Origin of the sequence: Plantibacter sp. lyk4-40-MEA-4 (genome assembly GCF_030209415.1) — a bacterium.
GTDB classification, from domain to species: Bacteria; Actinomycetota; Actinomycetes; order Actinomycetales; family Microbacteriaceae; genus Plantibacter; species Plantibacter flavus_A.
Genome location: NZ_JARVSA010000001.1, coordinates 117,662 through 135,941, shown reverse-complemented (window position 1 = coordinate 135,941; position 18,280 = coordinate 117,662). Strand labels below are relative to the sequence as shown.

Sequence of the window (18,280 nt, the reverse complement as noted above, 5' to 3'; positions counted from 1 at the left end):
AGCTCAGGGACCGAGGGGGTTGCGTTGGGCGAGGCGGGGAGCGTTGGCGAGATGGGCCCTTCGACAGGCTCAGGGACCGAAAGGGGTGCGTTGACAGGAGAGGCCCGCGATCGCGAAGCGGACGATCAGCAGAGCACCGAAGGTTCCTTGTCGGAAGCGCCCGTCTCCATCCGCGTCAGCGCGACGCCGACGCTCAGCTACGCGATGGCGCACTGCAGCATCGCGGTGATCGACGAGATCGTCCTCGAGAACCACGGCGGGGAACGCCGGGCGGCGTCCGTCGAGATCGACGTCGTCACCGCCGACGGCGCCCTCGCCGACACCAAGGTGCTCCTCGCCGACCTCGGCGAAGACCGCACCACCCTCCTCCGCAGCCCCGAGGTGCTCCTCGACCCACGCCGCATGCTCCTCGTCGAAGAACAGCGCCCCGGCGTCATCCGCGTCACCGCGCGCGACGCCGCTGGCACCCAGCTCGGCATGGTCGAGAGCCCCGTCACCGTGCTCGCGTCCAACCAGTGGATCGCCGCACCCGTGCAGCTCGGCCTCGAGCTCCTCGCCGCCCACGTGCAACCCAACGCCCTCGTCGTCAGCGAGCTCATGCTCGAAGTCTCCGACCTCCTCGAGAAGCAGACCGGCAACAGCTCCCTCGCCACCTACCAACTCGACGACCCCGCCCGCATCGACGCCATCGTCGCCGCCGTCTGGGACGCCGCCCGCGCCCGCGACATCCGCTACGCCGAACCACCCGCCAGCTGGGGCCAGAGCGGCCAGAAGGTCCGCACCCCCGAGGAAGTCCTCACCAGCCACCTCGGCACCTGCCTCGACACCACCATCCTGCTCGCGTCCGTGCTCGAAGCCATCGGCATCCACCCCCTCCTCTGGCTCCTCAACGACCACATCTTCCTCGGCTACTGGCGCGTCCAGACCACCCTCGACGTCGTCGCCAGCACCGACGTCTCCGAAGCCGTCAACTCCCTCGAACTCGGCCGCATCGGCGTCGTCGAGACCACCATGCTCACCGGCGCCTCCGCTACCTTCGCCGAGGCCTCTCGCCGCCCCCACACCGAGCACCTCGCCGGCTCACTCGACGACTTCATCGGCGTCACCGACGTCGTCCAGGCCCGCCTCCGCAAGATCTACCCACTGCCGAGCCGCCGGATCAACGCCGAGGGCGAACCCGTCGTCACCCTCTACCAGGCACCCGAAGCCCGCGCCCTCACGCAGGACGCCCCGGCCACCGCCGAGTCGACCGCCGCCGGCCACGGCCCCGACGTCCCCAAACGCGTCTCCACCTGGAAGAACGCCCTCCTCGACCTCAGCCTTCGCAACAAGCTCATCAACTACACCGACCGTTCCGGCTTCGAGCTCGCCGTCCCCGGCCCCGCGCTCGGCCGCCTCGAGGACAGCATCAACCACGGCACCCCGCTCACCCTCGTCGCCTCCGACAGCGTCGCGACGATCGACCAGCAGCGCGGCATCCGCTTCGGCCGCGACCTCGACGAGAGCGACCGCATCACCTTCCTCGACGACAAGAAGAGCGCTTTCATCGACGTCACCGAGGCCGCCTACCCGACGAAGCTCCGCGCGCTCGCCTACAAGGCCAAGACGATCGTCGAGGAGACCGGCGCCAACAACCTCTACCTCGCGTTCGGCATGCTGAGCTGGCGCTTCGGCGACCGCGACCTCCGCTCGCCCCTCGTGCTCGTGCCCGTCACGCTCACGACCACGAGCCGAGGCTCGTCCTACCGCCTCACCCTCGACGAGTCGGGCTCGTCGACGCCCAACTACTGCCTGCTCGAGAAGCTGCGCCTGAGCTTCGGCCTCGAGATCCCCGGACTCGCCAACCCCGTCGAGGACGGCTCCGGCATCGACCTCCCGGCCGCGTTCACCGCCGTGCGCCAGGCGATCCTCGACGCCGGCCTGCCGTTCCGTGTGGAAGAGACGGTGTCGCTGTCGATCCTCCAGTTCGCGAAGTACCGGCTGTGGAAGGACCTCGACGAGAACTGGGAGACGCTCGCCTCCAACAGCCTCGTCGAACACCTCATCAACTCGCCGCTCGAGGCCTACGCCGACCCGACGCCCGCACAGACCGACACCGACCTCGACCGTCTCGGCCTCGACTGCCCGGTCGCCGCCGACTCCTCCCAGCTCGACGCCGTCGCCGAGGCGGTCGCCGGCCGCACCTTCGTGCTCGAAGGCCCTCCCGGCACCGGCAAGTCGCAGACCATCACCAACCTCCTCGCCCGCTCGCTCGCCGAGGGCAAGAAGGTCCTGTTCGTCGCCGAGAAGCGTGCAGCGCTCAACGTCGTCAAGCAGCGACTCGAAGACGTCGGACTCGGCGCCTTCTCGCTCGACCTCCACGACAAGGGCGCCAGGCCCAACGTCGTCCGTGCGCAGATCAAGACCGGCCTCGACCTCCGCACCAAGGCCGACATCGACGCGCTGAGCACCAACCGCGAGCTGTCCGAGTCCGGCCTCCGCACCCTCACCCGCTACGCCGACCGCCTCCACGAGGTCAACGCCGCCGGCTTCTCGCTCTACTCCGCGCGGAGTCGCCTGCTCGCGATGGACCACGACCTCGTCCCGATGGCGATCCCCGAGCAGCTCGTCTCCGCCGGAACGTCCGAGGCCTTCGAGCAGCTGCGGCAGGTGTTCCGCGACCTCCCCGAGCGCTCCGACCTCGCTCGCCCGAGCACGACCCACCCGTGGGCGTTCCTCGACGGCCCGTCCGCCCCCGGTCTCGACGCCGCGACCGTGCAGCAGGCCGCCCAATCGATGGACGCTGCTCTTGCGACGACGCTCGACGCCGGCCTCCCGATGGACGCGCTGCGCCTCGCGTCGCGACCCGACCTCCTCGGACTCTGGGCGACCGCCGTCACCGCACCGCGCCTGCCGATCGGCGCACTCATGGCGGGAACGCGGCCCGAGGACTTCTCCCGGCTCGACGACGCCCTCGCCGCCGCCGAACAGCTCCGCGACGCCCAGGCCGAGTGGCGCTCGACGTTCACGCCGGCCATCCTCGACCGCGACATCGCCGGCCCGCTCCACGCCGCCGAGCAGGCTGCCGCATCGAGCTTCTTCGGTCGCAAGAAGCGGCTCCGGGCCGCGCTCGCGCAGCTGAGCGATGTGCTCGCCGTCGACGCGACCTCGTTCAAGGTCAAGCAGCTCGTGCCGCAGCTCACCGACGCGAAGGCGGCCCATGACCGCCTCGTCCAGCTGCGCGGTACGCTCCGGTCCACCGCGCTCCCGCTCGTGGGCGACCGCTGGAACCCGCTCGTCGAGCCGACCCAGCCCGTCCGCGAACTGCTCGGCTGGTACCGCTGGCTGTCGGAGGGCTTCCGGCTCCCCGGCTCGCCCGACGACGCGTTCATCACCGCGGTCCGCGACCACTACGCCACGACCCAGCCGTCGCAGCAAGCGGCCCAGGCGCTGACGACGCTCGCGAGCACCTGGAGCGACTCCCTGCGCACCGCAGCCGTCAGCACCGAGCGCCTGTCGGCGTGGTCGGGTGGCGAGGGCTTCCTGCAGGCCTGGTGGTCGACGCGCGACGCCCGCCGCCTCGACGCCGCCGAGCCTGTCGTCCTCGAACGCTGGCTCGACCTCGTGCGGGTCATCGAACCGCTCCGCGCGCACGGGCTCGACGACGTCCGCGCCGCGATCCTCGCCGGTCGCATCGAGACCGAGGACGCGACGCTCGCCTTCGAGAAGGGCCTCGCGCAGGCGTCGATCGACGAGCGCGAGCGCACCACCACGCTCGACGCCTTCGACGCCACCGCCCACAACCGCAGCGTCACCCGCTTCACCACGAGCGTGAAGGCCGTGCGTGAGGAGCTGCCGCGGGCGATCCCGGCGTCGGTGCTCGGGCTGCGGACGTTCAGCTCCCAGTCGGAGAGCGGTCAGGTCGGTGGGCTGCGTCGCCAGATCGACCGTCAGCGCGGCGGCATGAGCGTCCGTGCGCTGCTCGAGAACTTCGGCGAGCTCATCACGCAGATCATGCCGTGCACGCTCGCGAGCCCGGAGTCGGTCGCGCGGTTCTTCCCCGCTGCTGCGGAGTTGTTCGACATCGTCGTGTTCGATGAGGCGTCGCAGATCCGGGTCGCCGATGCGATCGGCGCGATGGGGCGTTCGCGCTCGGTCGTGGTCGTGGGCGACAGCAAGCAGATGCCGCCGACGACGTTCGCCGAGGCGGGTGCGACGATCGACGATGACGCCGACTTCGCGAGCGAGGTGCTGCAGGACGAGGAGTCGATCCTGTCCGAGTGCGTGCAGGCGCGGGTGCCGAGCAAGTGGCTGTCGTGGCACTACCGCAGCCAGGACGAGTCGCTCATCGCGTTCTCGAACCACCACTACTACGACAGCCAGTTGTCGTCGTTCCCGGCGCCGTTCGCGGGCGCGGGCGACGGTGGGGTCGCGGGTCACGGGCTGGCATTTGTCCGGCTCGAAGGGCAGTTCGAGCGGGGTGGCCGCGGCAAGTCGCTGCGGACCAACCCGGTGGAGGCGCAGGCGATCGTCGAGGAGATCTCGCGTCGCTTCGAGGCATCGCCGGAGGAGACGCCGTCGCTCGGGGTCATCACCTTCAACGCCCAGCAGCGGACGTTGATCGAGGATCTGCTTCGTGACAGCACCGACCCGCGGATCGCGCTGGCTCTCGATGAGCAGGACGGACTGTTCGTCAAGAACCTGGAGAACGTGCAGGGCGACGAGCGTGACACGATCCTGTTCTCGATCGCGTTCAGCGCGAACGAGAAGGGCGTGATCCCGTTGAACTTCGGGCCGCTCACGCGCGCCGGTGGCGAGCGACGGTTGAACGTCGCGGTGACGCGGGCGCGGCGACAGGTGGTGTTGTTCGCGAGCTTCGACCCGTCGGAGCTACGGGCGGAGCAGACGTCGTCGATCGGCATCAAGCACCTGAAGGCGTACCTGGAGCTGGCGCAGCGCGGGAGTGAGGCGGCCGGCGAGGACGGGCGTCGTCAGGCGATCATCGACCGCCACCGCGACGAGATCGCCGACGAGCTCCGCTACGCCGGGCACGCGGTGCGGACGGACGTTGGGCTGTCGGACTTCCGCGTGGACATCAGCATCGCGACCGAGGCGGAGCCCGATCGACCGCTGGTGGCGGTGCTGCTTGACGGCGCGTCGTGGCGTGAGCGTCGGACGGTCGCGGACCGCGACGGACTGCCGGTCGAGGTGCTGCGCGGCCTGATGCGGTGGCCGGGCGTCGAGCGCGTGTGGCTGCCGGAGTGGTTGCACCACCGCGAGGAGGTGCTGGACCGGCTGGTCGCGGCGGTGGAGGCTGCGGCTGAGCGGGCTGCTGCGGGGAGTGCGGTGGCGGAGGTCGCGGCTGGTGCGGAGTCGGATGCGGCTGATGCGTCGGCTAGCGATGAGGCCGATGTCGCTCCCGAGGATTCGGATGCGCCCGCGCCGGTTCGCAGCGCCCGAGTGCGGGAGTGGTCGGAGCGGCTGGCGTCGCTCGAGACGCTGTCGGAGTTCCGCGACCGCAAGGTCGGTGCGGCGCAGCCTGTCGAGGCGGCGCCGGTGGCGGACAGGTCCGCGCGGCACCCGGAGCTCTCGGAGTACCAGCCCTGGGATGCACCCACGCTGGGTGGGATCGAAGTGCTCGACCGGTTGCCGGGGCGCCAGTCGGTCGTCGCGGTGCAGGGCGCGATCCGTGCTGCGGTTGAGGCCGAGGGGCCGATCCATGTGACGCGTCTGGCGAAGCTGGTCGCGGGTGCGTTCGGTCTCGACCGGGTGGCGGGTTCGCGGGCGAAGTCCATCCTCGACAAGGTCCCGGCCGAATTACTGGGCCGCTCCGACGAACCGTTCGCCTGGCCGACGTCGATCGACCCACTCACGTGGCGCGGTGCGCGTCAGTCGACGGCCGAAGCGGCTCGTGCGATCGAGCACATCTCCCTGGTGGAGATCGCGAACGCGATGGCGATCGCAGCGGAGGAGTCCGCCGGCCTCTCGCCCGACGAACTGCGCCGCGAGACCCTCGCGATCTTCGGTGGCAAGCGCGTCACCACCGCGATCGGAGCCCGCCTCGACGATGCGTTGGAGTTCGGGCTGGACTCGGGACGCCTGGCGCGGAGCGGGGAACACACCGTCGTGGTTGGGCCCTTTTAGCCCGGTCATCGGGAGCACAAGCCGCTGCGGTTTCGCCGGGTATCGCCAGCAGTCGTTCAGTCAGACGTGTCGGCGAGCATCCAGACCGTGCGGAGCGGAATGCGAGCCTGAATGTCCTCGGGGAGTTGAGGGTACAGGCGCAGAACTGCGTCGACCACATCATTGTCATCCCAGAGCCGGAGCTTGAATCTCTGGCGTTGCACGGAGTCTTTGGCAGCGCGCGAAAGGCCACCCCAAGCTACAAGGAGCCCTTGGTCAGCAGCCTGATCGTGGACGACACCAAGAAGGTCACGCACGACCGGATCCCCTACTTGGCCACCCGACTTGACCTGCACGATGATCCGCGGGCTGTCCATCCCAAGAAGCCCACGACCAGCGACAATGTCTATGCCGTTATCCGCACCGGGGGCTGACTGGGACGTTACAAATCCCTCCGCCTTCAGGAGTTCCGCGACGAGCAGGGCAAGATCGTGGCCAGCGAACTCTTGGGCGATTCGCGCGGTGATTTGGCTCTGTGCAACCTCGGCAATGTCTGGTCTCAGCTCTGGCTCGTCGACGTCATCCTCGAGCATCACAGCGTCTCCGGCGTGGTGCGCGAGCATCGGAGCAGACATGTACGGGATCTGTCCGGGATCCTCGCCGTTGTCGAGAATCCCTTGGAGACGAGCGATTGCATGGTTCTTCGTGGGAGCGAAAATCGACAAAGCTGACCCCAGTGTGTACAGCAAATCCTGCTTGATCGCAGAGCGCGGGACGTCAGTGCGTTCCCAAGAGACGCCTACGACGTGACGTCTGTTCGGGTCCGGTTCCTCAGAAAGATAGTGATAGCCACTGGTCACCCGCCCGATGGCGATTTGTTTGGTCGTCTTCAGGGGCATGACAAGAATGTCGTCAACCTTGATCCGGGAGCGGAGTGCCCAGGTTTGGCCGGTGTAGTTCGCAAGCGCTGCTGGGCCGAACTCGTTGTAGGTGGCTCGGACTATCTGGCCCACGTCTTCCCTGGAACGGCAACCGGAGAGATCTGGTAGTTCCTGCCATCCGCCGCCCGACGAGTCATTCGCTATTGCCCAGGCATCGCGCTCGCCGTGCTTGCCCGCTCGAATAACCCACGCTGCAACCATTCCAACCCCCGATTGATGATTGCCTCGATCTTAATGCGCTAACGAAGATGCTCGGAGCACAAACGTCAAGGATGCCTAGAACTCCTTCGATGGAGGTTTTTCGTCGCCGCCACGTCGACGGAGCATCCGCTCGGACATGCCGCCCAGCAGCGTCCCCGCCGCGACGCGAGCGCGGTCGACTCCTTCATTCCCGAGGCGGACCGCTGCGCCGACACCGGCGGCGCCGGTTTCGAGAGCGCTGTCGCGAACGTCGGCAGCCGCCTCGCCCCAACGCTTCGCCTGTAGTGCCTCATGGTCGCTCTCGATTCCCAACCGGCCTTCAAATTCCACGATGCCCGCGGACACGTGGTTGCTTGAACGCACGACCTTCCGTGCCGAGAACGGATTCAGCAGGACCTTGCCATTCGCGAGTGCTGCAGCGGCGTTGATTCTGGCGAGCAGAGCTTCCGTCGTCTTCGCGATTCGATTCAATCGGTTTTGCCGGGCAGCTTGGAGCCCCACGCGATGGGAGTCGAGCTCCGCCGGTGACGCATCAAGCACCCGGTCGAGCTCGAGGATCGCGATGCCGTCCTGCAGTTGAAAGCATCGCGCCAGTACGGCTAGCCATTCGCCTACCGATGTCTCAGCAGTCTTCGTCAGGACAGCGAGGTCATCGACATCGCGCTCCCGCTCCAGCTTCTCCGCAATGGCATCGAGTTGCAGCAGTGCATACGCCTGAGTTCGAGCGACGATGCCCGACGAGTTCTGGATCTTCGACCAGCCGGTCTCGGAGACGCGCCCGGAGTGCTCTCGGATGGTCATTGCCTCCTCGACCATGAGGTCGACACCTATCATGTCGGCGAGGACGGAGTCTCTCTGCCCGCGGAGCAGATCGTCGACCTTTGCATCGATCACCGCGAGGTAGTCGGTGATCTCGTTCATCGCCTGCTGCATCGCGATCTGCGCCATGATTCCAGCGGCACCGGCGAGCATTGCAGGGTTGGTGAGCGAAACGCCCGAGCCTTTGACGAACTGCAGAATTCCCTTGATCCTGCCGTTCTCGGTCACGACGGCCCGGCTGAGGTGTGCAGCAGACCCCTTCATCGCAGTGAACTGGTTGAGGGCTTGCGCGGATTCCCTCGTGAGTTTCACCCAGCGGCCGGAGTTCGCAGCGATCTCTGCACCTGCTTGCACCGTGGCAGCTGCGGTGCCGAGAGCTGGACTCAGCCTCTGCAGTCCAAGGTCCTTGGATGCCAAGCCCTGCGCGTTCAGGAATCGCTCCACGGCTGATTGATCCCCGATGACGGCGTAGCCATTGTCATCGCCGATGAGTTCGATCTCGCTGCTCATGATCAAACCGCCCAAGTAGCGATGTCGCGAAGCACGGCGGCGGACGCGCGGACGTAGCCGACGGGCGTGGCAGAGGGCGGGGTGGTTGAGCTCATGGGAACGGTCCTTGCATCGGGTCAACGCGACCCGCAGCGGCATCGGATCTTCGACGGCAGGGGACGGACCCGCGAACCGGGCCAAGCACAGTCTGGCGGGGGAGGGTCGGGGGTCATCAGTCCCAGAATGGGTCACGCGCCCGAGTTGTGGGAGGGTAGCGCAAGGCGGATCGACGAGCCCGGCATGTCCGCCCGGCATCGACCACCCCGGCTTGACCCGATGGAGAGCGACCTCCGCATGTCTGAACCGCTACCCGAAACGGATCCCAGGGGGGACCTACCCGCGCCGGCAAGGTTCACCCGAACGACGGCGGGACGATTGCTGATCACGTGCTCGATCATCGCGGCGATCGGCGCGATCGTCGTCGTCAGCGTTGTCGTCGACGGATCGCGTCCTCCAGTAGCCGTGCAATCGGACAGCCAATCGTCGATGCAGTCGCCGCCAGCCGACGCTCCTTCGCTTCAAGCTGCAGATGATCCGATAGAATAAGCACGCGAGGTGGTTGGCGGCTCGTACTCCTACGAACGAGTGCAGCAGGCGACTGCCGCGGCGCTGGTCGCAACCGGTACGCCGGTCACGACCGACGACTTCTCCAGAGCCTGGAGTTCGGTCCTCGCTGTCACCGACAAGCTCGGTGTCGAGCCGGTGGAGGTCATGTTGTGCGTGCCAGAGCTCGCTTCCTCCGAATCGCGCCTCACCTTTCCAGAGGTCGCTGCGCTCTGTGCCAGTGAGATCTATCTCGGCAAGAGGTGACGGGGCGACCGACCACCGACGCCGAGCGGACCCGCTGGCGTTGGCGTCCTCGCGAGCTGGCCCTGCGTCGCGTCGTCCTGAGGCGTGCGATCAGCGGCAGAGCAGCTCCTCTCACAGGTAACGCGTGTGGCTTATGTCACCAGTGCATTGACGTCACTTCACGCTGCGCCTAGCTTCGATGAGATGCTCGGCATCGGCCGATCCGCAGTGAGGGGAGGAGTCTGGTGGGTAAGCCCTGGTACATCTTCACGGCCGCCGTGGCAGGCGCCATCGTGCTCACGTGGTTGGTCCAGACGGTTCTCTGGCAGGAGGTCCCGCAGCCGATTGTGGCCGCTGCTTACGCAGTGATTGTCATGTCGTCGGGCCTGGGGTCCAAGATGCTCCGGGAGCACCTCCTCGCGAAGGGTCGGGTCGACGAGTCGGATGGTCTTGAGCGGGACCTATCCGTCACCGCCCGGGCCGGGAGCTTCAACGATCTCCTGCTCGTCTGCCTCGGGCTCGGCGGAATCTTCCTGCTCAGCGGCAACACGGCGGCCGGACTCGGCTGCGTCGGCCTGGTCATCATCGCGATCGTCAGCGTCGAGACGCGGGTGACGCTACTCAGGCGACGTCAACCCGCGCATCGCTGATCGCAGGTCCAGCGACCACCTCGACCTTGAACCCCGCCTCGTTCTCGAGCCAGCCCGCGTAGTGCTGCTCGCCACCGGCGTGCGGATAGCGGTCCTGGTACAGCGGCCGCCAGCCGTGTTCGGGGCCCGCCGCCATGATCGCATCGACGGCCTCCCGCGTGCCGCCGTGGAACGCGAGATGATTCACGCCCGGCCGTCGCCGATCGTGCGACTCCGCGCTGAGGTTCGGCGACGCCGTCAGCGTGATGTAGGTGTCGCCGGCCTCCCAGGACTCGCCGCCCGGCCACTCGCTCTCCGCGACGAACCCGACACGGGACAGCAGCCAGGCCCAGCTCGCGCGCTCCGCCTCGACGTCCGCGAGCCACACCTCGACGTGATGCAGCCCGGGACCGACCGGCGCCGACGGACGATCCCGCTGCAGCGCATCAGCTCCGTCCTGCAATCGCTCCAGCGTCCCCGCCACCGCCACCCGCGCGAGCGCATGCGGTCGCGCGAGCACGTCGATGTTGCGCGCGATCCGCACGTCCGCGAGCGGCACCAGCACCAGCCGCGGGTCTGCCCGCGGCGCCGTGTACCTCGGGAACAACGCCAGCAGCTGCCCGCCCACGATGAGCGACGCCGCCAGGTGGTAGTCGTTCACCCGATGCGCGCGATGGAACCGCACGCCCGCCGTCGCCTCGACCACCCCGAGCGCGACATCTGGCGCGAAGCCTGCGTGCGCTGCGATCCACGACTCGTCCGCCAATTCCACCGCGGACACCGATGACCGCCCGGCCAGCGGATGGTCCACCGACATCGCCACGTCGAACGGCTCGCTCAACAGCGTCGTCACCGACAGTTGCTCCGAAGCCCACGGCTCGTCGTGGTCCATTCGGTGCGCGACGACGAGGTCGTACTGGTCGACGAGCTCGGCGAACTCGGGTTGCGCGACATCGTGCTCCCCGAACACCAGCGACGGGCCACCCTCAGCGTCCTCCAGCAATCCCGGCAGCAACGCCTGCCCGGCACTCTGGAACGCCGCCACCCGCACCCGCGCGCCCGCGTCGTCACCGTACTCACGCACCGTCTCGGCCGCACGGTCGATCAGCGTGTGCACGGTCCCCGCCATCTCGGCCAGCGCCATGCCGGCCTCGGTCAGGCGGATCTCGCGCCCCACCCGATACGTCAGCGCGACACCGAGCTCGCGATGCAGCGCGGCCAGCTGCTGCGAGATCGCCGGTGCCGTCACATGCAGGTGCCGTGCGACGGCCGCGATCGTGCCGCGCTCGGCCAGTTCGCGCATGATCCGCATCTGAGAGAGATTCATCAGCTCAAGCTAACTGGTCGCGTGGAAACCCTCAATATTCATGACGGATCGATCTGACTACGTTGGTCACCAGGACAGCGCGAAGACGCCCGTCCGCGTCAGCCGATACCACCGGCCGCCGCCGCTCCCGCAGGAAGGAACGCCGTTGCTCGCCCTCTGGAAACGACCCGACACCGCCGGTTTCGAACTCGTCGAGCGTGCGATGCCGGCCATGGGCTCCGACGACGTCCTCATCCGCGTCCACCGCACCGGCATCTGCGGCACCGACCTCCACATCGAGTCGTGGGACCCGTGGGCGGCAGGCGCGGTCGACGCCCCGCTCGTCCCCGGCCACGAGTTCTCCGGCGAAGTCGTCGAGGTCGGCAGCCGCGTCGAGGGGATCCCGGTCGGCGCAGCGGTCTCCGGCGAGGGCCACCTCGTCTGCGGAACGTGCCGTAACTGCCGCTCCGGCCGCCGCCACCTCTGCCGTCACACCCGCGGCCTGGGCGTCAACCTCGACGGCGCCTTCGCCGAGTACGTCGTCCTGCCGGCCACCAACGTGTGGGTCCACGGCGACCAGGTCACCCCCGACCTCGGCGCACTCTTCGACCCCCTCGGCAACGCCGTCCACACGGCACTCAGCTTCCCGATCCTCGGCGAGGACGTCCTCATCACCGGCTGCGGACCCATCGGCCTCATGGCCATCGCCGTCTGCCGAGTGGCCGGTGCGCGCAACATCGTCGCGACCGACGTCGTCGCCGACCGTCTTGAGAAGGCGCTCGCCGTCGGAGCCGACCGCGTGGTCGACGTCTCGAGAGAGCGGGTCGCCGACGCCCAGGCCGAGCTCGGCATGCTCGAGGGCTTCGACATCGGCCTCGAGATGTCCGGTCAGGCCGCTGCCGCGAGCGAGCTCATCGAGAACCTCAACACCGGCGGCAAGGTCGCGCTCCTCGGTCTGCCCTCGACGAACATCGAGATCGATTGGACCAAGGTCATCACCCGCATGATCACCATCAAGGGCATCTACGGCCGCGAGATGTTCGACACCTGGCACCACGCGAGCGCCATGGTCGACCACAGCCCCGAGCTCCGCAACGCCCTCGAGTCACTCGTCACCGCCCGCTTCCCGCTCGCCTCCTGGCAGGGCGCCTTCGACACATCGCGCGGGGGAGCGGCCGGCAAGGTGCTCATCGACTGGACCGACACCCGCGACGTCGTCATCACCGGCGTCGTCGACGAACAGGCACCGGTCACCGCCCACGCCGCGACCGCCGCCTGAGCGACCGCCAGACGCAGCTCAACCGCCCACTCGACCCCGAGGAGACGACATGTACGGCATCATCAAGAACCAACTGCGCGACCAGCTCGACGCCATCGAGGCCGACGACCTCACGAAGCGGGAGTTCGCGATCACGTCCCGCCAGGGTAGCCACGTGACGATCGACGGTCGCCAGGTGCGGAACTTCTGCGCCAACAACTACCTCGGCCTCGCCAACGAGCCCTCCATCGTCGACGCGGCCAAGCAGGCGCTCGACGAGTGGGGCTACGGGCTCGCGAGCGTCCGCTTCATCTGCGGCACCCAGCAGATCCACCGAGACCTCGAGGAGGAGCTGAGCGCCTTCCTCGGCACGGAGGACACCATCCTGTTCTCCTCCTGCTTCGACGCGAACGGGGCCGTCTTCGGTGCGCTGTTCGGGGAGCACGACGCGATCATTTCCGATGCGCTCAACCACGCGTCGCTCATCGACGGCATCCGCCTGAGCAAGGCCCGCCGCCTGCGCTATCGCAACCGCAACATGGCCGACCTCGAGCAGCAGCTCATGAACGCCGCCGACGCTCGTCGCACCGTGATTGTCACCGACGGCGTGTTCTCGATGGACGGCTTCTACGCGCCCTTGGACGAGATCTGCGACCTCGCCGACCGCTACGGCGCGCTCGTCCTCGTCGACGACTCGCACGCCGTCGGCTTCGTCGGCTCGGGCGGTCGCGGGACGCCCGAGCTGTTCGGCGTGCAGGACCGCGTCGACATCCTCACCGGCACCCTCGGCAAGGCGCTCGGCGGTGCGTCGGGCGGGTATGTGAGCGCGAAGCAGGAGATCGTCGACGTGCTGCGGCAGTCGGGCCGGCCGTACCTGTTCTCGAACAGCCTGGCGCCGTCGCTCGTCGCCGGGGCGCGTCGAGCCGTCGAGCTCGCGGCGGAGGGCGACGAGCTGCGCGAGGGACTGTTCCGCAAGGCGGACCTGTTCCGTGCTCGCATGACCGCGGAGGGCTTCCGTCTGCTCGACGGCTCGCACCCGATCATCCCGGTGATGTTCGACGACGAGCAGCAGGCGGTCCAGGTCGCGGCACGGATGCTCGAGCGGGGTATCTACGTGATCCCGTTCAGCTTCCCGGTGGTGCCCCGCGGAGAGGCTCGCATCCGCGTGCAGATCAGTGCCGCGCACAGCGAGCAGGACATCGAGGACTGCGTCGCTGCGTTCGTTGCGGCGCGGGGGTAGGTGCGACGGCTACTCGGCGGGGTGATCGGCGTCGCTGAAGGCGGGCGACGTTCGACCTCAAGCGTGACTTCGCCATCGACCCGCTGAGGGGGCTCCCGTCAACCGCGTCGCATGCTGCGCGCAGCGAACCCGTCGAGCGCTGCCAGCACGGGAGGCGCAGTCCAGAGACGGTTCCGCTGTCGCGACGAGCCGACCGTGAGGATGCCACGGTCGACGAGGGTGTCGAGGGTGTTGAAGACCGTGCGATCTGAGGCGTCGAGATGTTCGCGCACGAGCCGACTGTTCATCACCGGATGTTCCAGTGCCAGTGCCGTGATGCGATGCGCGGCCGAATCGGCGCGGACGTCGCGCAAGGCCTCCTGCCATGCCGTCCGGATGGTCTCGATCTCCTCCACCAGCGTCCGGCCGTTGGCGATCGCGAGGAACGCACCATCGGCGAACACGCGGACGATCGGCTCGACGTCGCCCTGCCGATAGCTGGTGAGTGCAGCGAAGTAGTCGTCACGCTGCTGCAGGATGCCGGCTGAGATGGGCACAGTGACCCCGCTGGTCAGCCCGACGCGCCGGAGGGCGGCCTGCACCAGCGCTCGACCGGTGCGCCCATTGCCGTCGGGGAACGGGTGGATGGTCTCGAACTGCGCATGTGCGACCGCGATGGCTGCGAGCGGGAGCGGTGCCGGTCGGAGGGAGTAGGCGATGAAGTCGTCCATCGCTGCCGGTACACGCTCGTGGTGCGGCGGGACGAAATCGGCCTCGTGCGGGCTGTAGTTTCCGCCCCCGATCCAGACCTGTTCGTCGCGATACCGGCCGGTGATCTCCGGTGCCGATGTGCCGAGAAGCTGCTCCTGCATGGCGATGATCGTCGTGTTGGAGAGCTCGTCCGATGCCGCGAGTGCCGCCTCGAGAGCTCGGACATTGGCGACGATGAGCGGCGCGTTCCCGGTGTCGCGCTCATCCAACTCGGCCTCGGCGATCGCCTTCGCGCTGCTCGTCAGGTTCTCGATCTGCGAGCTCGACGCCGATTCGCTCCGCAGCAGGATCGACGAGAAGGGTGCGGTGACGTGACCGACCTCGCTGTCGAAACGGATGATCCGTTCCTGCGCTTCGCCCAGCAGCTCCACGAGATCGTCCGACAGACGGATGTCGAGATCGGCGATCTGTGGCGGGACCGCGGCGTCGTATGGCTGTGCGAGGAGTAGTCGCTGGCGCTTCGGCAACGCGTCGGGGGCGATGCGCGACTGCCAGGGCCGCTGCTCATACGCGACGGCTGTCGTCATCATCCCCTCCTGAATCGGCCCAAGTTGCAGTCACGAGGGCTCTTAGTGAAGTTTAGGTGCTTATCCTTCACTAAGGAACCTGTTAGGTGCAACTTCACGGCCGCTCGGACCGGAGTTGACCCTCCCGTAGGGGGAGACGGGATGCTTGAAACATGTTGCACATCGGAGAGTTCGCAGGCATGACCGGGTTGAGCGTGAAGGCGCTCCGCCACTACGACGAGAAGGGCGTGCTGGTTCCAGCCGAGGTCGATCCCGACTCCGGCTACCGCCGCTACGGCGAGGAGCAGGTGCGTTCCGGCGTGATCGTGAAGGCACTCCGCGACGCCGGCGTCCCGCTCGCCGCCGTAGGCGTGACCGTCGCCGGCGCGGATCCGTCGACCGCGATCGACGTGCACCACCGCCTCGTCCTGGAGCAGCGGGAGCAGGAGGACCACGCCTTCGCGCAGGCCCGCGCGGTCGTCGCGTCGCTCGCGGCACCGGTCGAGATCGTCGAACGCTCCCTCCCTCCCCAGCCCTATGTCGGTCGGGTGCTCACCGTGCCGCGCGGCGACGAGGACTCGGTGACCGATGACGACGCGAACGAGCAGTTCTCGCAGCTCTACGTCGCCGTGCAGGAGGCCGGCGTCGGGCCGACGGGGCCGTTCTGGACCGCGCTCCGACCGGGTGAGCAGGGGGCGGTCGAGATCGTCTGCTGCTGGCCGACCTCGTCGCAGCTCGAACCGACGTGGGGTGGTGACGAGACCACGGTCGACGTACTGCCCGAGCGGGCCGAACTCGCTGCGGTCTGGCGACCCGAACCGGGCGTCGAGCTTCCGGAGGGATCGACGCACCCCGCGGTGGTCGCCCTGTTCGATGCGATCGCGGAGCGGGGGATCACGATGCCGACCACCGAGCTCCGGCAGCGGGTGCTGGGCCAGACCGCCGACGAGTACACGGTCGAGGTGTCGATCACCCTGCCGTGAGGTCGCGGTCCCAACGCGCTTCCCGGGGGCGTGTCAGGCCGGGTCGTTAGGGTGGACTCGTGGCCAACAGCAAAGATTTCGACGCCCGTTACGAGCTCCGTGAGTTCCCGTTCGCGAACGGGGCCGACGGCGAACCGACGCCCGAGAGCCTCGCGGCGCTCGACGCCATCGGGTTCGGCTTCCACGAGCCCACCCCGAAGCCGGAGGCGCGCAAGCGCAAGGTGAACGACCTCATCGCCGACGAAGCGGTGCTGCTCGGCGCCTACGTCCGCAAGCCGCAGCCCGGTTCGGTCGACGAGACCTGGCCCGCCGGCACCTTCTCCTGGTTCCCGAAAGCGCTCAGCTGGGGCGACGGCACCAGCATCGACACGCAGGCGATCTCCGACGTCACGGTCCGCCCGACCGAACGACGCCGCGGCATCCTGCGCCGCATGATGACGCAGGCTCTGGAGCGCGGCGTCGCCGACGGCTATGCGATCGCGGCCCTCACCGCCAGCGAGGGCACGATCTACCGTCGCTTCGGGTTCGGCTCCGCGATCCGTGAGCGCAACGTCGTCGTGAAGCGAGCGAAGGCGCTGCCGTTCCTCGCGCCGACGAGCGGCATCGTGTCGGTCGTCACCCCCGAGTACCTGGTCGACGGCGTCGCGCGTCAGGTGTTCGACCGCTTCGACGAGCGCTCGATCGGGTCCATGGTCCGCAACACCGGATCGTGGCCACTGGTCCTCGGCACCCTGGGCCGCGACGGCGAACCGGCGAAGGACACCCGCGCCGCAGTACACCGTCCCGCCGACGGCGAGGAGGTCGACGGCTACGTCACGTGGCGCATGGTCGAGCAGCCCGGCGGACAGACCGGCATCGAGATCATCGACCTCGTCTACGCGACCGACGCGGCCTACCTGTCGCTGTGGGAGTTCCTGCTCTCCATCGACCTCAACGACGTCGTGAAGTACAACCGTGCCCGGCTCGACGACCCGATCGTCTCGGCCCTCGGCGACAACCGCGCCTACGACATCGAGCACGAAGAGGACCACGTGTGGCTGCGCGTCCTTGATCTTCCGGCCGTCCTCGCCTCGCGTCCGTTCGCGGTCGACGGCACGTTGACGATCGCCGTCACCGACGCGCTCGGTTACGCGGCGGGCACCTTCCGCCTCGAGGTGACCGGTGGCCGCGGCACGGCTACGAAGCTGAGCGACGAGACCGACGCTGCCGGCGCCGACCTCGCGCTCGACGTCGCCGACCTCGGTTCGCTCCTGCTCGGCGCGGTCTCCCCGGTGTCGCTCGCCGCAGCCGGGGTGCTGCAGGCGGCCGACCCAGCAGCGCCGCTCCTGCTGCGGTCGATGCTCCAGACGCCGCGCGCGCCGCACGGGATCACCTTCTTCTAGGGGCGGTCCCGAAGCCTCGCCGAGATTCGGTCACTCGATATGGTCATCAGGTGACGACGAGTACAAGAGGGAAGGCGTGAACGTCGCGCGCTTCATCCTCGGAGGCGTGATGATGATCCTGCTTGGTGGTGCCACGCTCGTTTTCCGGCAGCAGTTCGCCCGCATGAGCGATCGCGAGACCACCCGGATCTACGGAAGGGCCTGGCTGCGTCTCCGTGGGAGGAAGGCTCCCCGGCCCAGTTCGATGATCATCCCCGGTCTCGCCATCATCGCCATCGGGATCGCGAACATGGTGCAGTCGTTCCCCTGAACCGTCAGGGCATGCTGGCCCGATAGCTTCATCACGGATGATCGGTCCAGGAGTCCCAGTAATCGCCATCGGCTTCTGGAACATCGCCCACCCCCTTGCCTGAGCGTGCTGGGCGGGCCCGTGGGTCGCAGGTCAGGTGCGCTGCTCGATCAGGCTGAGCTGCGTGCCGTCGGGATCGATCAGGAATCCGGCCCGGAGTCCCCAGTCCTGCATCCGGACCGGGTGGAGTCGCGGCGCGCCGACGGTCGCCTCGACGACTCCCGATCGCTGGACCGCGTCGTAGAGTTCGTCGACGTCAGCCACACGCAGGCAGCACATGAAGCTGCTCGACGCGGGGTCGAGGTCGGGCGCCGGGAAGAACTCGAGCTGCAGGCCGCCGCGGACGAGGATCAGCCAGCCGTCGTCTCGGAACGCGCGCTCGAAGCCGAACGCCGAATAGAACATCTCCGTCGCGTCGAAGTTGCGAGACGGCAGGTTCGGTGTCGCGCGGTCGTGTCGTGTCGAGGTCATGGAGT

General features: G+C 68.2%; 13 protein-coding genes and 1 pseudogene. 8 read left to right on the top strand and 6 right to left on the bottom strand.

Annotated features, from left to right (window positions below; all coding sequences use genetic code 11):
- The first annotated feature begins 147 nt into the window (after nucleotides 1–147).
- Nucleotides 148–6,123: an anti-phage protein ProA gene (proA, locus tag QRN44_RS00670; RefSeq protein WP_285038031.1), complete on the top strand. Its 5,976-nt coding sequence runs from the start codon at nucleotides 148–150 to the stop codon at nucleotides 6,121–6,123.
- Nucleotides 6,124–6,179: 56 nt separating this feature from the next.
- Here proA and QRN44_RS00665 read toward each other — a convergent pair whose 3' ends face one another.
- Nucleotides 6,180–7,244 carry a restriction endonuclease gene (locus tag QRN44_RS00665; protein WP_285038030.1) on the bottom strand — a complete coding sequence of 355 codons (1,065 nt, stop codon included), beginning with the start codon at nucleotides 7,242–7,244 and terminating at the stop codon, nucleotides 6,180–6,182.
- 75 nt (nucleotides 7,245–7,319) lie between these two features.
- Complete coding sequence (locus QRN44_RS00660) at nucleotides 7,320–8,573, bottom strand: hypothetical protein (RefSeq protein ID WP_285038029.1); 1,254 nt, start codon at nucleotides 8,571–8,573, stop codon at nucleotides 7,320–7,322.
- A 594-nt stretch (nucleotides 8,574–9,167) separates the two neighbouring features.
- On the opposite strand from QRN44_RS00660, the gene QRN44_RS00655 reads away from it, so the two are divergent.
- Both QRN44_RS00655 and QRN44_RS00650 read left to right on the top strand, forming a co-directional pair.
- Nucleotides 9,168–9,422: a hypothetical protein gene (locus QRN44_RS00655; protein ID WP_285038028.1), complete on the top strand. Its 255-nt coding sequence runs from the start codon at nucleotides 9,168–9,170 to the stop codon at nucleotides 9,420–9,422.
- Between the two features lie 257 nt (nucleotides 9,423–9,679).
- On the top strand, nucleotides 9,680–10,051 hold the full coding sequence (locus QRN44_RS00650; protein WP_285038027.1) for a hypothetical protein: 372 nt from the start codon (nucleotides 9,680–9,682) through the stop codon (nucleotides 10,049–10,051).
- On the opposite strand, the gene QRN44_RS00645 is transcribed toward QRN44_RS00650, so the two are convergent.
- Nucleotides 10,023–10,472 (bottom strand): VOC family protein, encoded by a 450-nt coding sequence (locus QRN44_RS00645; RefSeq protein WP_285038166.1) that lies wholly within the window; start codon nucleotides 10,470–10,472, stop codon nucleotides 10,023–10,025. The genes QRN44_RS00650 and QRN44_RS00645 overlap by 29 nt on opposite strands.
- A gap of 24 nt (nucleotides 10,473–10,496) precedes the next feature.
- Nucleotides 10,497–11,342: pseudogene (locus tag QRN44_RS00640) on the bottom strand (LysR family transcriptional regulator); the annotation flags it as partial.
- 160 nt (nucleotides 11,343–11,502) lie between these two features.
- Here QRN44_RS00640 and tdh point away from each other — a divergent pair.
- The gene (tdh, locus tag QRN44_RS00635; protein WP_285038165.1) at nucleotides 11,503–12,615 is read left to right on the top strand and encodes an L-threonine 3-dehydrogenase; all 1,113 of its coding nucleotides are present in this window, start codon (nucleotides 11,503–11,505) and stop codon (nucleotides 12,613–12,615) included.
- 49 nt (nucleotides 12,616–12,664) lie between these two features.
- On the top strand, nucleotides 12,665–13,834 hold the full coding sequence (locus tag QRN44_RS00630) for a glycine C-acetyltransferase (RefSeq protein ID WP_285038026.1): 1,170 nt from the start codon (nucleotides 12,665–12,667) through the stop codon (nucleotides 13,832–13,834).
- Between the two features lie 98 nt (nucleotides 13,835–13,932).
- On the opposite strand, the gene QRN44_RS00625 is transcribed toward QRN44_RS00630, so the two are convergent.
- A complete protein-coding gene (locus QRN44_RS00625; RefSeq protein WP_285038025.1) occupies nucleotides 13,933–15,111 on the bottom strand; it encodes a Fic family protein in 1,179 nt (392 codons plus the stop codon).
- 152 nt (nucleotides 15,112–15,263) lie between these two features.
- Here QRN44_RS00625 and QRN44_RS00620 point away from each other — a divergent pair, with 152 nt between their 5' ends.
- From QRN44_RS00620 to QRN44_RS00610, 3 genes are all read left to right on the top strand, one after another.
- Complete coding sequence (locus QRN44_RS00620; protein ID WP_079003366.1) at nucleotides 15,264–16,073, top strand: MerR family DNA-binding transcriptional regulator; 810 nt, start codon at nucleotides 15,264–15,266, stop codon at nucleotides 16,071–16,073.
- 59 nt (nucleotides 16,074–16,132) lie between these two features.
- The gene (locus QRN44_RS00615; protein ID WP_285038024.1) at nucleotides 16,133–17,455 is read left to right on the top strand and encodes a GNAT family N-acetyltransferase; all 1,323 of its coding nucleotides are present in this window, start codon (nucleotides 16,133–16,135) and stop codon (nucleotides 17,453–17,455) included.
- A gap of 76 nt (nucleotides 17,456–17,531) precedes the next feature.
- Nucleotides 17,532–17,765, top strand: coding sequence for a hypothetical protein (locus QRN44_RS00610; protein ID WP_285038023.1), 234 nt, complete (start codon nucleotides 17,532–17,534; stop codon nucleotides 17,763–17,765).
- Nucleotides 17,766–17,897: 132 nt separating this feature from the next.
- On the opposite strand, the gene QRN44_RS00605 is transcribed toward QRN44_RS00610, so the two are convergent.
- Nucleotides 17,898–18,275: a bleomycin resistance protein gene (locus QRN44_RS00605; RefSeq protein ID WP_121292508.1), complete on the bottom strand. Its 378-nt coding sequence runs from the start codon at nucleotides 18,273–18,275 to the stop codon at nucleotides 17,898–17,900.
- Nucleotides 18,276–18,280: the final 5 nt, after the last annotated feature.